Origin of the sequence: Kitasatospora sp. NPDC057518, assembly GCF_042802075.1 — a bacterium.
Lineage (GTDB): Bacteria > Actinomycetota > Actinomycetes > Streptomycetales > Streptomycetaceae > Kitasatospora.
In genome coordinates, this window is the sequence record NZ_JBHVEU010000178.1 from 1 (window position 1) to 16,477 (window position 16,477).

General features: G+C 75.3%; 7 protein-coding genes. All 7 read left to right on the forward strand.

The window, feature by feature from the left end; translation table 11 throughout:
- Positions 1-115: 115 nt before the first annotated feature.
- The 7 genes from ACFU7Z_RS19575 to ACFU7Z_RS19605 all read left to right on the forward strand — a co-directional run bounded on the left by ACFU7Z_RS19575 (position 116) and on the right by ACFU7Z_RS19605 (position 16,447).
- Positions 116-5,539 carry a type I polyketide synthase gene (locus ACFU7Z_RS19575; protein ID WP_380778490.1) on the forward strand — a complete coding sequence of 1,808 codons (5,424 nt, stop codon included), beginning with the start codon at positions 116-118 and terminating at the stop codon, positions 5,537-5,539.
- A 13-nt stretch (positions 5,540-5,552) separates the two neighbouring features.
- The gene (locus ACFU7Z_RS19580; protein WP_380778492.1) at positions 5,553-10,835 is read left to right on the forward strand and encodes an SDR family NAD(P)-dependent oxidoreductase; all 5,283 of its coding nucleotides are present in this window, start codon (positions 5,553-5,555) and stop codon (positions 10,833-10,835) included.
- 46 nt (positions 10,836-10,881) lie between these two features.
- Positions 10,882-12,087: an NAD(P)/FAD-dependent oxidoreductase gene (locus ACFU7Z_RS19585; protein ID WP_049652989.1), complete on the forward strand. Its 1,206-nt coding sequence runs from the start codon at positions 10,882-10,884 to the stop codon at positions 12,085-12,087.
- Positions 12,088-12,137: 50 nt separating this feature from the next.
- Positions 12,138-13,133 (forward strand): quinone oxidoreductase family protein, encoded by a 996-nt coding sequence (locus ACFU7Z_RS19590; RefSeq protein ID WP_380778495.1) that lies wholly within the window; start codon positions 12,138-12,140, stop codon positions 13,131-13,133.
- 93 nt (positions 13,134-13,226) lie between these two features.
- Complete coding sequence (locus ACFU7Z_RS19595; protein ID WP_380778497.1) at positions 13,227-14,732, forward strand: class I SAM-dependent methyltransferase; 1,506 nt, start codon at positions 13,227-13,229, stop codon at positions 14,730-14,732.
- A gap of 19 nt (positions 14,733-14,751) precedes the next feature.
- On the forward strand, positions 14,752-15,408 hold the full coding sequence (locus ACFU7Z_RS19600) for a CatB-related O-acetyltransferase (RefSeq protein ID WP_380778499.1): 657 nt from the start codon (positions 14,752-14,754) through the stop codon (positions 15,406-15,408).
- Between the two features lie 79 nt (positions 15,409-15,487).
- Complete coding sequence (locus tag ACFU7Z_RS19605) at positions 15,488-16,447, forward strand: zinc-binding alcohol dehydrogenase family protein (RefSeq protein WP_117490417.1); 960 nt, start codon at positions 15,488-15,490, stop codon at positions 16,445-16,447.
- Positions 16,448-16,477 lie beyond the last annotated feature (30 nt).

The following is a 16,477-nucleotide window of genomic DNA, read 5'->3' on the forward strand; positions in this document are numbered from 1 at the left end:
CCCCTTCCGGGGCACGGCCCGGCGGCGCCCCGGACACGCCCGGACGCGGCCGCGCCCCGCCCCGGAGCCGGACGACCCCGGCAGCCACCACTCCGCCGCAGGAAAGTGATCTGAGATGGCCAACGAAGACCAGCTTCGCGAGTACCTCAAGCGGGCGGTGGCCGATACCCGTAAGGCCCACCGGCGGCTCAAGGAGCTCGAGGACGAGCGCCACGAGCCGATCGCGATCATCGGCATGGCCTGCCGCTTCCCCGGCGGCGTGCGCAGCCCCGAGGGGCTGTGGCGGCTCCTGGTCGACGAGGCCGACGCGATCTCCGAGTTCCCGACCGACCGCGGCTGGGACCTCGACTCGGTGTACGACCCCGACCCGGGCGCCGCCGGCACCAGCTACACCCGCCACGGCGGCTTCCTGGACGGCGCGGCCGGCTTCGACGCGGGCTTCTTCGGCATCAGCCCCAACGAGGCGCTGGCGATGGACCCGCAGCAGCGGCTGCTGCTGGAGACCTCCTGGGAGGCCGTGGAACGCGCGGGCATCGACCCGCAGTCGCTGGCCGGCGGCCGGACCGGCGTCTTCGTCGGCACCACCTCGCAGCTGTACGGCACCGGTTCGGACATCCCGGAGGGCGTGGACCTGTACCTGGGCACCGGCACCACCTCCAGCGTCACCTCCGGCCGGATCGCCTACCACTTCGGCCTGGAGGGCCCGGCGGTCTCGGTCGACACCGCCTGCTCCTCCTCGCTGGTCGCGCTGCACTGGGCCGCCCGCTCGCTGCGCCAGGGCGAGTGCACCACCGCGCTGGCCGGCGGCGTGACGGTGATGTCCAACCCCGGCATGTTCGTGCTGTTCAGCCAGCAGAAGGGGCTGGCCCCGGACGGCCGCTGCAAGGCCTTCGCGGGCGCCGCCGACGGCACCGCGTGGAGCGAGGGCGTCGGCATGCTGATGCTGGAGCGGCTCTCCGACGCGCGCCGCAACGGGCACCGGGTGCTCGGCGTGATCCGCGGCAGCGCCGTCAACCAGGACGGTGCCTCCAACGGCCTGACCGCCCCCAACGGCCCCTCCCAGCAGCGGGTGATCCGGCACGCGCTGGCCGACGCCCGGCTGGCGGCGGCCGAGGTCGACGTGGTGGAGGCGCACGGCACCGGCACCACCCTCGGCGACCCGATCGAGGCCCAGGCGCTGCTCGCCACCTACGGCCAGGAGCGCGAACTCCCGCTGCTGCTCGGCTCGGTGAAGTCCAACATCGGCCACACCCAGTGCGCCGCGGGCGTGGCCGGGGTGATCAAGACGGTGCTGGCCATGCAGCACGGCGTGCTGCCCCGCACCCTGCACGTGGACCAGCCGACCCCGCACGTGGACTGGACGGCCGGGTCGGTCGACCTGCTCACCGAGGCGCGCGCCTGGCCGGAGACCGGCCGCCCGCGCCGGGCCGGCGTCTCCTCCTTCGGCGTCAGCGGCACCAACGCCCACGTCGTACTAGAGCAGGCCCCGCCGGTCGAGGCCCCGTCGGACGAGGCCCCGTCGGACGAGGCCCCGTCGGACGAGGCTCCTGAGCCGTCGAGCGCGCCGACCGGCCCGGTTCCGCTGGCGTTCTCCGCCAAGAGCCCGGCCGCGCTGCGGGACCAGGGCGCGCGGCTGCGCGAGCTGCTCGCCGCCGACCCGGCGCTCGTCCCCGCCGACCTCGCCGCCTCGCTGGCCTCGTCCCGCTCCGACTTCGCCCACCGCGCGGCGGTGGTCGGCGCCACCACCGCCGAACTCCACGATGCTCTAGCGGACTTCGCCTCCGGCACGGCGGACGTCACCGGGCGCACGGTCTTCGTCTTCCCCGGCCAGGGCTCCCAGTGGGCCGGGATGGCCGTCGAACTCCTCGACACCGAGCCGGTGTTCGCCGCGCGGATCACCGAATGCGCCGACGCCCTCGCCGAGTTCACCGACTGGAACCTCATCGACGTCCTGCGCGGCGCCGAGGGCGCACCCGGCTACGACCGCGTCGACGTCGTCCAGCCCGCCCTGTGGGCCGTCATGGTCTCCCTCGCCACCCTCTGGCAGGCCCACGGCGTCCAGCCCGACGCCGTCATCGGCCACTCCCAGGGCGAGATCGCCGCCGCCACCGTCGCCGGCGCCCTCACCCTCCAGGACGGCGCCCGCACCGTCGCCCTCCGCTCCCAGGCCATCACCGCCATCGCCGGAAACGGCGGCATGCTCTCCGTCGCCCAGCCCGCCGGGGAGATCGACCTCACCCCCTGGCACGACCGCATCTCCATCGCCGCCGTCAACGGCCCCAGCTCCACCGTCGTCGCCGGGGACGCCGACGCCCTCGACGAACTCGTCGAACGCCTCACCACCGACGGCATCCGCGCCCGCCGCGTCCCCGTCGACTACGCCTCCCACTCCGCCCACGTCGAGCGGATCCAGGACGACCTGCTCACCGCCCTGGCCGACCTGCGCCCCCGGCCCCCGAAGGTCCCGTTCTGGTCCACCCTGGACAGCCGCTGGACCGACACCGCCGCCTTCGACGCCGCGTACTGGTACCGCAACCTGCGCCACCCGGTGCAGCTGGAGGCCGCCGTCCGCGCCCTGCTCGCCGAGGGCTTCACCACCTTCGTCGAGATCAGCCCCCACCCCGTCCTCACCCCCGGACTCCAGGAGACCCTGGACGAGGCGACCGCCCCCACCGTCGCCTGCGGCACGCTCCGCCGCGACCAGGGCGGGCTCGCCCGCTTCCTGGCCTCCGCCGCCGAACTCTGGGTGCGCGGCGTGGCGGTGGACCTCTCCGGCCGCTCGGCCGGCGCCCGCCCGGTCGACCTGCCCACCTACCCCTTCCAGCACGAGCGCTACTGGCTGGAGCCCTCCTCCGGCACCGGGGACGTCACCGCGGCCGGCCTCGGCGCCACCGACCACCCGCTGCTCGGCGCGGCCCTGCCGCTGGCCGAGGGCGACGGGGTGGTGCTCACCGGCCTGCTGTCGCTGCGCAGTCACCCGTGGCTGGCCGACCACGCCGTCTCCGGCACCGTCCTGCTGCCCGGTACGGCCTTCGTGGAGCTGGCCGTCCGCGCCGGTGACGAGGTCGGCTGCGGCCTGGTCGAGGACCTGGCCATCGAGGTCCCGCTGATCCTCCCCGAGCGCGGCGCCGTCGTCCTGCAGGCCGTGGTCGGCGCGGCCGACGAGTCCGGCCTGCGGCCGGTGGCCGTCTACGGCCGCCCCCAGGACGCCCCGCACGGCGAGCCGTGGACCCGGCACGCCGGCGGTCTGCTCGCCGCCGACGACGCCCAGGCCCCCGCCGAGAGCGGGCCCTGGCCGCCGGCCGGCGCCGCCCCCGTCGACCTGGACGGCTACTACGACCGGCTGGAGCAGGCCGGTTACGGCTACGGCCCGGTGTTCCGGGGCCTGACCCGGGCCTGGCGGCTCGGCGAGCAGGTGCACACCGAGGTCCGGCTGCCGCGGCAGGCGCACGCCGACGCGGACCGCTTCGGCCTGCACCCCGCGCTGATGGACGCCGCCCTGCACGGCATGGGGCTGGCCCACCGGGAGGGCGCGGCCGAGGGCAACGGCCTGCCGTTCGCCTGGAGCGGCGTCCGCCTGCACGGCACCGGCGCCACGGCGCTGCGGGTGACGGTCTCCCCCACCGGGCCGGACTCGGTGTCGCTGGCCCTGTTCGACGAGACCGGCGCCCCCGTCGCCTCGGTGGCCTCGCTGGCCGTCCGGACGATCTCCGCCGGTCAGCTGCGGGCCGCCCGGCGCGGGCAGCGGGACGCGCTCTTCCGGGTCGAGTGGGCCCGGGTCGCGCCGGGCGACGGCGGGCGGGCGGAGCGCTGGGCGGTGCTCGGCGATGACCGGGCCGTCCCCGGGCTCCGGCTGGACGGCCTGGCCGGACTCGACCGCCTGGACTCCCTGGCCGGGGCCGCCTGCGGACCGGAGGTCCTGCTCCTGCCCGCCCCGCCGGCCGACGGCGGGTCCCCGGCGGAAGCCCACCGGGTGACCGGTGAAGTCCTCGGCCTTCTCCAGGAGTTCCTCGCCGACGAGCGGTTCGCCGGGACGCGGCTGGCCGTGCTGACCGGGGGCGCGGTCGCCGCCGCCCCCGGCGACCCGGTGCCCGGCCTGGTCCACGCCCCGCTCTGGGGCCTGCTCCGCTCCGCGCAGGCGGAGCACCCCGACCGGTTCGTCTTGGTCGACCTCGACGGCACCGCCGACGCGGCCGCCGCCCTGCCCGCCGCGCTGGCCAGCGGCGAGCCGCAACTGGCCGTCCGAGAGGGCGAGTTGTTCGCCCCCCGGCTGGTCCGGGCCACCCCGACCGCCGACGTCCGTCCGCTCGACCCGGCCGGGACGGTCCTGATCACCGGCGGCACCGGCACCCTCGGCGCCCTGCTCGCCCGCCACCTCGTCACCGAACACGGCGCCCGCCACCTGCTGCTCACCAGCCGCAGCGGCCCCGACGCCCCCGGCGCCGCCGAGCTCACCACCGAACTCACCGAACTCGGCGCCACCGTCACCGTCACCGCCTGCGACACCGCCGACCGCGACCGACTCGCCGCACTGCTCGCCGACATCCCCACCGACCACCCCCTCACCGCCGTCGTCCACACCGCCGGCGTCCTCGACGACGCCGTGGTCGAGACCCTGACGCCCGAGGCCCTCGCCCGGGTGCTGCGGCCCAAGCTCGACGCCGCCGCGCACCTGGACGAGCTGACCGCGGAGCTGGACCTGGCCGCCTTCGTCCTGTTCTCCTCCGCCGCCGCCACCTTCAGCAGCCCCGGCCAGGGCAACTACGCCGCCGCCAACGCCTACCTGGACTCGCTCGCGGCGCGCCGCCGGGCGGCCGGGCGGCCCGCGCAGTCGCTGGCCTGGGGCCTGTGGGCGCAGCCCAGCGGCATGACCGGCCACCTGGGCGAGGCCGAGCTGGAGCGGATGAGCCGGGGCGGCACGGTGCCGCTGTCCGAGCGGGACGGGCTCGCCCTGTTCGACGAGGCGCTGGCCGTCCCCGCCCCGCTGGTGGTGCCGGCCGCGCTCGACCTCGCGGTGCTGCGCGGGCGGACCCCGGTGCCGCACCTGCTGCGCGCGCTGGTCCGGCCCGCCGCGCGGCGCGCCGCCCGGTCCCGTACCGGGGAGGACGGCGGCCGGCTGGCCGAACGGCTGGCCGCGCTCTCCGGGGCCGACCGCCGCCGTGCCGCGCTCGACCTGGTCCGGGCCCAGATCGCCGGGGTGCTCGGGCACTCCTCGGCCGAGCAGGTCGACCCCGAACTCCCGTTCAGCAAGCTCGGGTTCGACTCGGTGACGGCCGTGGAGCTGCGCAACCGGCTCTACCAGGCCTCCGGTCTGCGGCTGCCCGCGACGGCGGTCTTCGACTACCCGACGGCCGGCGCGCTGGCCGAGCGGATGCGGGCGCTGCTGCTGCCCGAGGCGGAGGCCGACGGCGGCACCGGCGGCGGCACCGCCGAGGAGCAGGCCGCCGAGGAGGCCCGGGCGGCCGAGATCGACGGCATGGACATCACGGACCTGGTCGAACTGGCGCTGGGCACCTCGGTGGACCCCGCAGGCGTCTGAGGAAGAGGACAGCATGACTACCCCGCCGGAGCGGATCGTCGAGGCGCTGCGCGCCTCGATCAAGGACAACGAGCGGCTCAGGAAGCAGAACGAGCGGCTGTCGGCGATCGCCGACGAGCCGATCGCCGTCACCGGCATGGCCTGCCGGCTGCCCGGCGGGGTGCGCACGCCCGAGGACTTCTGGCGGCTGCTCACCGAGGGCGGCGACGGCATCGGGCCGTTCCCCGCCGACCGCGGCTGGGACCTCGGCGAGCAGAGCGCCACCGCCCAGGGCGGGTTCCTCTACGACGCCGCCGAGTTCGACCCCGGCTTCTTCGGCATCGGCCCGCGCGAGGCCCTCGCCATGGACCCGCAGCAGCGACTGCTGTTGGAGACCTCCTGGGAGGCCGTCGAGCGGTCCGGCATCGACCCGCTCACCCTGCGCGGCAGCCGGACCGGCGTGTTCGCCGGCGTGATGTACCACGACTACGCCGCCCGGCTGGACGAGGTGCCCGACGAGGTCGCCGCCTACCTGGGCAACGGCAGCGCGGGCAGCGTCGCCACCGGCCGGGTCTCGTACGCGCTGGGCCTGGAGGGCCCGGCCGTCACCGTGGACACCGCCTGCTCCTCCTCGCTGGTGACGATCCACCTGGCGGTCCAGGAGCTGCGCCGCCGGGGCTGCGACCTGGCCCTGGCGGGCGGCGTCGCGGTGATGTCCACGCCCGGACTGTTCGTGGAGTTCACCCGGCAGAAGGGCCTGGCGGCGGACGGCCGGTGCAAGGCCTTCGCGGACGCGGCGGACGGCACCGGGTTCTCCGAGGGCGTCGGCATGCTGATGCTGGAGCGGCTCTCCGACGCGCGGCGCAACGGGCACCCGGTGCTCGCCGTGCTGCGCGGCAGCGCCGTCAACCAGGACGGCGCCTCCAACGGGCTCACCGCGCCCAACGGCCCGGCGCAGGAGCGGGTGATCCGCCAGGCCCTGCTCTCCGCCGGCCTCACCGCCGCCGACGTGGACGCCGTCGAGGCGCACGGCACCGGCACCACCCTCGGCGACCCGATCGAGGCCCAGGCGCTGCTCGCCGCCTACGGCCAGGACCGTGAACTCCCGCTGCTGCTGGGCTCGGTGAAGTCCAACATCGGCCACACCCAGAGCGCGGCCGGGGTGGCCGGGGTGATCAAGACGGTGCTGGCCATGCAGCACGGCGTCCTGCCCCGGACCCTGCACGTGGACCAGCCGACCCCGCACGTGGACTGGTCGGCGGGCGCGGTGGAGCTGCTGACCGAGGAGCGGGAGTGGCCGGAGACCGGCCGCCCGCGCCGGGCCGGCGTCTCCTCCTTCGGGATCAGCGGCACCAACGCCCACGTCATCGTCGAGCAGGCCCCGGAGGAGCAGCCCACCGAGCAGCCCGCCGAGGGGCAGACCCCGTCGGCCGGCACCGGCGCCCCGTGGCTGCTGGCCGGCCGCACCGAGGCCGCCGTACGGGCCCAGGCCGGGCGCCTCGCCGAGCACCTGGACGCCCATCCCGCGCTCGCGGCCGTCGACGTCGCCCACTCGCTGGCCACCGGCCGCTCCGCCTTCCCCCACCGCGCGGTGGTGGTCGGCGCCGACCGGACCGCGCTCGCCGCCTACGCCGCCGGGCAGGACCCGGCCGCCGTGGTGGCCGGCACGGCGGACGTGACCGGCCGGACGGTGTTCGTGTTCCCCGGGCAGGGCTCGCAGTGGGTCGGAATGGCCGTCGAACTCCTCGACAGCGAGCCGGTGTTCGCCGCGCGGATCACCGAATGCGCCGACGCCCTAGCCGAGTTCACCGACTGGAAGCTCGTCGACGTCCTGCGCGGCGCCGAGGGCGCCCCCGGCTACGACCGGGTCGACGTCGTCCAGCCCGCCCTGTGGGCCGTCATGGTCTCCCTCGCCGCCCTCTGGCAGGCGTACGGCATCGAGCCCGACGCCGTCATCGGCCACTCCCAGGGCGAGATCGCCGCCGCCACCGTCGCCGGCGCCCTCTCCCTCCAGGACGGCGCCCGGGTCGTGGCCCTGCGCTCCCAGGCCATCACCGCCATCGCCGGAAACGGCGGCATGGTCTCCATCGCCCAACCCGCCCAGGACATCGACCTCACCCCCTGGCACGACCGCATCTCGATCGCCGCCGTCAACGGCCCCAGCTCCACCGTCGTCGCCGGAGACGCCGACGCCCTCGACGAACTCGTCGAACGCTTCACCACCGACGGCATCCGCGCCCGCCGCATCCCCGTCGACTACGCCTCCCACTCCGCCCACGTCGAGCGGATCCAGGACGACCTGCTCACCCTGCTCGCTCCCGTCACCCCGCGCGGCGCCGACATCCCCTTCCACTCCACCGTCGACAACCGGTGGCTGGACACCACGACGATGGACGCCGCCTACTGGTACCGCAACCTGCGCCGGACCGTCCGGTTGGAGGAGGCCGTCCGCGCCCTGCTCGCCGAGGGCTTCACCACCTTCGTCGAGATCAGCCCCCACCCCGTCCTCACCCCCGGACTCCAGGAGACCCTGGACGAGACGGCCGCGCCCACCGTCATCTGCGGCACGCTCCGCCGCGACCACGGCGGCCCGACCGCCTTCCTGGCCTCCGCCGCCCGCCTGCACGTCCGGGGCGTCCCGGTCGACTTCTCCCCCGCCCTCGCCGGGGCCCGCCGGGTCGACCTGCCCACCTACCCCTTCCAGCGCGGCCGCTACTGGCTGGAGGGGCCCCGCGAGGACGCCTCGGCCGGCGCCCTGTTCCGGACGGTCTGGCGGCCCGTCGGGGGCGCCCGCACCGGCCGCCCGGACGGCCCGATCGCCGTCCTCAACGCCGGGCCCGGCTCCACCGACGGGCTGGTCCCGTACACCGACCTGGCCGCCCTCGCCGCCGCCGAGGCCGTCCCCGCCACCGTCCTCTACCACCTGCCCGCCGCGGCGGGCCCGGACGCCGGGCTGCCGACGGCCGTCCGCGCCGCCGTCAACGGAACCCTCGACCTGCTCCGCGCCTGGCTCGCCGAACCCCGGCTGGCCGCCTCCCGCCTCGTCCTGGCCACCCGCCGCGCCGCCGGCCCCGGCCTGGACGACCTCGCCCTGGCCCCGGTGTGGGGGCTGGTCCGCTCCGCCCAGGCGGAGTACCCGGGCCAGTTCGCCCTGCTCGACCTGGACGACTCCGCCGCCTCCGCCGCGGCGATCCCCGCCGCCCTGGCCACCGACGAGCCCCAGCTGGTGATCCGCGACGGCGTTCCGCACGCGGCCCGCCTGCTGCCCGTCCCCCACGAGCCGGCCCGCCCGATCGACCCGGCCGGGACGGTGCTGGTCACCGGCGGCACCGGCACCCTCGGCGCCCTGCTCGCCCGCCACCTCGTCACCGACCACGGCGCCCGCCACCTGCTGCTCACCAGCCGCAGCGGACCCGACGCCCCCGGCGCCGCCGAGCTCACCACCGAACTCACCGCCCTCGGCGCCACCGTCACCGTCACCGCCTGCGACACCGCCGACCGCCACCAACTCTCAGCCCTGCTCGCCGACATCCCCACCGACCACCCCCTCGCCGCCGTCATCCACACCGCCGGCGTCCTCGACGACGGCATCCTGGACTCGCTCACCCCCGAGCGGGTGGACACCGTGCTCCGCCCGAAGGTCGACGCCGCCGTCCACCTGAACGACCTGACGGCCGGCCACGACCTGGCCGCCTTCGTCCTGTTCTCCTCCGCCGCCGCCACCCTCGGCAGCGCCGGCCAGACCAGCTACGGCGCGGCCAACGCCTTCCTCGACGCGCTCGCCGAGCGCCGCTGCTCCCGGGGCCTGCCCGCGCAGTCGCTCGCCTGGGGCCTGTGGGCGCAGCCCAGCGGCATGACCGGCGGGCTGGACGAGGCGGAGCTGTCCCGAATGGTCCGCGGCGGGGTGGCCCCGCTCTCCTCCGCCGAGGGCCTGGCCCTGTTCGACGCCGCGCTGGCGGCCGGGGACGCCACCCTGGTGACCGCCCGCCTGGACCTGCCCGCCATCCGCCGCCGGGCCGCTCCCGGGCCGCTGCCCGCACTGCTGCGCGATCTGGCGGCCGGTGCGCCGTCCCGGCGCCAGGAGCCGGCCGGGGAGTTCCCCGAGGACACCGCGGGCCCGTCCGCCGCCGAGCGGCTGGCCGGGCGGCTGGCGGACGCCGGGGAGGTGGAGCGGGAGCGGATCCTGCTCGACCTGGTGCGCGGCGCGGTGGCCGGGGTGCTCGGCCACGCGGGGCCCGAACAGGTCGACCCGGGGCGGCGGTTCCTCGAACTCGGCTTCGACTCGCTGACGGCGCTGGCGCTGCGCAACCAGCTGGGCGCGGCCACCGGGCTCCGGCTGGCCACCAGCCTGATCTACGACCAGCCCTCCCCGGCGCTGCTCGCCGCCCACCTGCGCGAGCGCCTCGCCGAGCGGGCCGACGCCCACGCCGACGGGCGGGCCGCTGAGGCGGACGCCGCCGTGGCCGGTACCGAGCCGGACGGCCCGCTGGCGACGCTCTACTGGCAGGCCTGCGAGCAGGGTTCCTCGATGGCCGCGCTGGACCTGCTCAAGGCCGCCGCCGGCTGCCGGCCCTCGTTCCGGACCGCCGAGGAGGCCCCGGCCGCCGAGCCGGTCCGGCTCGCGCAGAGCCCGGACGGCCCGGTGCTGGTCTGCCTGCCGTCCTTCGGCCCGGTCTCCGGCCCGCACGAGTACGCCCGGTTCGCCGCCGCCTGCCGCGGCCGCCGCGAGGTCCTGGTGCTGCCCCAGCCGGGCTTCCTGGCCGGCGAGCTGCCGCCCGCCGACCTGGACGCGCTGGCCGGCCTGCACGCCGGGTCGGTGCTCCGGCACACCGGCGGCCGGCCGTTCGTCCTGGTCGGCCGCTCGGCCGGCGGCTGGATCGCGCACGCGGTCGCCGCCCGGCTGGAGCGGCTCGGTACGGGCCCGGCCGGGCTGGCCCTGGTCGACAGCTACGACCCGGACTACGACCAACTGCCGCTGCTGGAGCCGTCGATGTCCGCCGCGATGAAGGACCGCGAGTCGGCCTTCGCGCTCGCCGACGACACCCGGCTGGCCGCGATGGGCGCGTACCACCGGCTCTTCGCCGGCTGGCGCCCGGAGCGGATCGCCGTACCGACCCTGCTGGTGCGGGCGGCCGACCCGTGGACCGAGGAGATCCGGGAGTCGGCCGGCTGGCAGGCCGTCTGGTCGCTCCCGCACACCGCCCTGGACACCCCCGGCGACCACTTCTCGGTCCTGGAGGACCACTCCGACACCACCGCGCGCACCGTGCTGGCGTGGCTGGCCGACGCCGTCGAGCCCGCCCTCAGACCCCTCTGACGGCCGGCCGCTGATCCACCGTTCGAACCTCCTCAGGAGACAGCTCATGAAGATCGTCATCATCGGTGCAGGGCTCGGCGGCGTCGCCTCCGCCCTGGCGCTCACCCGCTCCGGCCACCAGGTCGAGCTCTACGAGCAGGCGGACGAGCTCCGCAAGGGCGGCTACGGGGTGATCCTGTGGCCGAACGCCACGGGCATCCTGACCCAGCTGGGCATCGACCACACCGACCTCGGCCACCGCCTCGACCGGGTGGACATCACCTCGGAGACCGGCCAGCCGCTGGTCAAGGTCGACCTCGACCGGATCGCGCGCGACTTCGGCTCGCCGAACAAGGTGATCCGCCGCAGCGAGCTGGTCGAGGTGCTGGCCGCCGCGCTGCCGCCGGGCGTGCTGCGGTTCGGCGCCCGCGCCACCGTCATCGACGAGCCCGCGCCGGGGACGGACGGGCCGGTCGCGATCACCTTCGAGGACGGCCGGCGGATCGAGGCCGACGTGCTGATCGGCGCGGACGGCCACCGCTCCTTCGTCCGCAAGCACCTCTTCGGCTTCTCGCCGGCCGAGCACACCGGCTGGGCGACCTGGCACGGCACCACCCCGCTGCCGGTGGAGCTGACCAACAGCAACCGGGTGCAGACCATGGCCGGCGAGCACGGCCTGTGCGTGATGCACCCGCTCGGCGAGTCCATGCTCTACTGGGCCTTCGAGACGCCGTGGGCGGACGGCGACGCGGTCCCGCCCGGCGCGCCCGGCTCCCCCGACGGCACCGGCCCGATCGGCGCCGACGGCCGGCCGCAGTCCGCGGTGGCCAACCTGCGGGCCCGGTTCGCCGGCTTCTCCTCCCCGCTGCCCGAGCTGCTGGAGTCGATCAGCGACGAGGACGTCCAGGTCTTCCCGCACATCCTGCACCAGGTCCCCAAGGTGTGGGGGCGCGGCCCGGTGACGCTGCTCGGCGACTCGGTGCACGCCGTCCCGCCGCGCACCGGCATGGGCGCCAACCAGGCGCTGGAGGACGCCTGGGTGATCGGGCGGGCGCTGTCCGGCCAGGGCTCCCCCGCCGAACTGCTGCGCCGCTACGAGAAGATCCGCCGCCGCCGGGTCAAGATGCTCTACCACTACGCCGCGGCGACCGGGAAGCAGGGCCAGTCGGTGCCCGGCCTCTTCAAGCGCTCCAAGGACGGCATCTCCTTCACCGGGTTCCAGCGCTTCCAGATCAAGGCCTTCAGCAACTACCTGAACGCCAAGCCTCGCTGACGGTCCGTCAGTTCACACGCCACCCGTTCCCAGAGAGAGTGACACCCGCCATGAAGATCATCCGTCAGCACGCCTACGGCGGCCCCGAGGTGCTGGAGCTGGAGGACCTCGAACTGCCCGAGCCCGGCCCGGGACAGGTGCTGCTGCGCACCCACGCCGCGGCCGTCACCTTCTTCGACATCCTCAACCGGCGCGGCGACCTCGCCAAGCGCGACTACTACCGGGCCGACGCCGCGCTCCCGCTGGAGCCCGGCTACCAGGGCTCCGGCTACGTCGAGGCGCTCGGCCCGGACGTGACCGGCGTGCGGGTCGGCGACCGGGTCGCCTGGGCCCTGGCGGCCGGCTCGTACGCGAGCCATGTCATCGCCCCCGCCGCTCAGTTGATCCCGGTGCCGGAGGACATCGACCTCGGCGAGGCGGCCGGCCTGCCGGTGCAGGGCCTGCTCGCGTACAAGCTGACCCACGAGGCGTACCCGCTGGCCGAGGGCGACTGGGCCCTGGTGCAGTCGGCGGCCGGCGGCGTGGGCACGCTGATCACCCAGTTCGCCCGGATGCGCGGCGCGCGGGTCATCGGCGTGGTCTCCGCCGAGGAGAAGGCCGTCGTCGCCAAGGAGGCCGGCGCCGAGGCGGTGATCGTCTCCGGCGACACCGAGGACGTGGCCGCCGAGGTCAAGCGGATCACCGGCGGCGAGGGCGTCCGGGTGGTCTACGACGCGGTCGGCAAGGACACCTTCGAGGCGAACCTCGACAGCCTGGCCCCGCGCGGCTACCTGATCAACTTCGGCCAGGCGAGCGGCTTCGTCCCGCCGCTGGACCTGATGACGCTGAACGACAAGGGCTCGCTGTTCGTCACCCGCTTCTGCCTGCCGCACTTCTTCGACGAGTCGTGGCCGCCGCTGAACTTCCTGGAGCGCTGCTTCCAGTGGATGCGCGAGGGGAAGCTGACCGTCCGGATCGACTCCCGCTTCCCGCTCGGCCGGGCCGCCGAGGCGCACGCCGCCGTCGAGGAGCGCCGCACCAGCGGCCGCGTCCTGCTCATCCCCTAACACCCCCCTACACCCCCTGAATTCCCCTCAGAACACGCTTCTCGCACCATATTCGGATCTGCCTCGCAGACCGGGACGGGTAGGCTCCGCACCATGAGTGACACGAGCGCGATTTCGGTCGCGCGCGCCACGATCGACGAATTCACCGGCTCGACCCCCGCCGAACTCGACGGCGTATTCCGCCGGCTCGCCGCGGAATTCCAGGCGGACGGTTCCCTCCGCCCGGACGCGCTCGCCGGAATTCCGGCCCTGCTGGACGCGCTGGACACCGTCCCGCCCGCACACCAGGCCAGGCTCGCCCTGCTGCTCGGGCTGCTGGCCGAGGCCGCCGGCCCGGACGGCGGCTTCCCCGCCCACGAGGCCGTCCGGGCCGGCCTGGACCGCTACCTCCGGCTGCTGTCGGACAGCGGGACGGACGCCGGTCGCGGCGCCGCCCTGTTCTTCCTGCTGGGCCACTTCCCCGAGGACGGCGAGCGGATCCTCGCCGCCCTCCCCGGCACCGGGGTGGACCGGGACGACCTGTCCCGGCTGGCCCGCTGCCTCCAGCCGTGGGAGACCGCGGACGCCGCGACCCGGTGGAACCTCGGCCGGGTCTTCCCCTCCCCCGCCGTCTGGGGCCTGACCGAGCAGGAGCGGGCCACCGCCCCCGCGCTCGACCAGTGGCTCGGCCTGCCCGCCGAGCGCACCGCCGAGCTGTGGGCGACCGAGACCCGGGCGCTGCTGGCCTACTCCGGCGCCAAGGCGGTCTGGGCCTGCGAGCACGGCGCCACGGTGTCCCCGTTCGTGGTGCCCGCCCCCGAGGAGGAGCGGACCGCCGAGCCGTCCCCGGCCGCGGACGTCCTGCGGGGCCACGCCCGGGCCGTCCGCTGCCCGCGCTGCCGACAGCCGCTGGCCGGCGGCACCGAGGCCGCCGTCTGCACCGGCTGCGAGGCCGTATTCCCGTCGGTGGACGGGCTGTTGGACTTCCACGACCAGCCGTCCGGCCCGAGCGACCCGCTGCTGGCCGGCCGGTACGAGCGCGGCCTGCGGGCCGGGTTCGTCCGGATCATGGGCGCCAACTGGGGCGGCTGGGTGTCGCTCGACGACGAGGACGCCTACCTCAGCGAGCACGTCCGGCCGGTCGACGGCCCGGTGCTCGACCTGGCGGCCGGCGCCGGCCGCTGGACCAGGGTGCTGGCCCGTTCGCTCGGCGAGGAGCGGGTGATCGCGCTGGACCTCTCCGCCGAGATGCTGGCCCAGCTGCGGGCCAAGCTGGACCGGGTCCTCACCGTCCGCGGCAGCGCCCTGGAACTGCCGTTCGAGGACGCCTCGCTGGGCGGGGTGAACTGCTGGAACGCGCTGCAGGCCATCCCCGACCCGGAGCGGGCGATCCGCGAGGTCGGCCGCTGCCTGCGCCCGGGCGGCACCTTCACGGTCATGACCTTCCGTCAGGCCGCAGACCCGCTCTACCGACAGTTCCAGAGCCGGCTGGAGCGCCAGGCGCACCGCGGCTCCTTCGACCCGGAGCAGCTCACCGGCTGGCTGGCCGACGCCGGGATGACCGTGCACGACCTGTCCGGCCCCGGAAACTTCCTGTTCGTCACCGCCGTCAAGGCATAGTCCCGCACGAGGAGAGGCCATGCCCGTCAGCCCCGACCCTTCCCAGACGTACCTTCCGGGAATGGACAACAAGGTGGTGTTCCTGAAGAACCTGATCAGCTCCCCGCTGATCGAGGTGGGGGAATTCACCTACTACGCCGACATCGACGACCCGGCGGCGTTCGAGACCCGGAACGTGCTCTACAACTTCGGGCCCGAGAAGCTGGTGATCGGCAAGTACTGCGCCATCGGCACCGGCGCCCAGTTCATCATGCCGGCCGCCAACCACCCGATGATCGGCTCCACCACCTACCCGTTCTTCATGTTCGGCGGGGACTGGACCGCGCGGACGGTGGACGCGCTGGCTACCGTCGCCAGCCGCGGCGACACCGTCATCGGCAACGACGTGTGGATCGGCCGGGAGGCCGTGATCATGCCGGGCGTGACGATCGGCGACGGCGCGATCATCGGCACCCGGGCCGTGGTCACCTCCGACGTGCCGGCCTACGGCGTGGTCGGCGGCAACCCCGGCAAGCTGATCAAGAAGCGCTTCGAGGACGCGGACATCGACCGGCTCGCCCGGATCGCCTGGTGGGACTGGCCGGTCGAGGCCGTCACCGAGCACGTCCGCACCATCTTCACCGGCTCCCCCGCCGAGCTCGAACTGGCGGCCAAGGAAGCCGGTCTGATCAACTGATGTTTTCCCCGGTCCCCGGCCGCCCTCGGCCGGGGACCGGCGTACGTTCGGCCCGATCACCTGTGAATGGAGTAGCACCATGGACGCCGCAGTCCTCCACACGCTCGGCAAGCCGCCCCGCTTCGAGCGGTTCCCCGAGCCGACCGCGGGCGAGGGCGAGGTGCTCGTCCAGGTCCTGGCGGCCGCGCTCAACCCCTCCACCAAGGCGGTCGCCGGCGGCGGCCACTTCGCCAGCTCCGACAACCTGCCCGCGGTGGTCGGCCTGGACGGCGTCGGCCGACTGGAGGACGGCAGCCGGGTGTTCTTCGGCGGGGCCCGCAAGCCGTACGGCTCGATGGCGCAACTGACCGTCGCCCGCGCCCCGTTCACCTGGCCGGTGCCGGACGGCGTGGACGACCTCACCGCCGCCGCGCTGCCCAACCCGGCGCTCTCCTCGTGGATACCGCTGGAGCACGCCGCCAAGCTGCAGCCCGGCGAGACCGTCCTGGTGCTGGGCGCCACCGGCGCCGCCGGCAAGCTCGCCATCCAGATCGCCAAGCACCTGGGCGCCGGACGGGTCGTCGCCGCCGGCCGCAACCAGGAGGTCCTGGACACCCTGGGCGAGTACGGCGCGGACGCCACCGTCCCGCTGAACGGCACCCAGGAGGAGATGGCCGAGGCCTTCGCCGCCGCGGCCGGCGACACCGGGTACGACGTGATCCTGGACTACCTGTGGGGCAAGCCGACCGAGGCGCTGCTGACCGCGATGACCCGCAAGGACTTCCACCTGAAGAGCTCCGGCCCCCGGCTGGTGCAGATCGGCGAGTCGGCGGGCGCCACCATCGAGCTGTCGGCCGGCACGATCCGCAGCGCGGGCCTGACCATCGTGGGCGGCGGCTTCCCGCCGCCGCAGGCGTTCCTGGACATGTTCAACCGCCTGATGGCGGGCGCCGCCGCCGGTGAGATCCGGATCGACACCCGGGCCGTGCCGCTGGCGGAGATCGAGCAGGCCTGGCAGGCCGAGGACACCGGGCACAAGCGCCTGGTCATCGTCCCGTAGTCGCCGCGGTCGACGCGGTCACCGCACGAC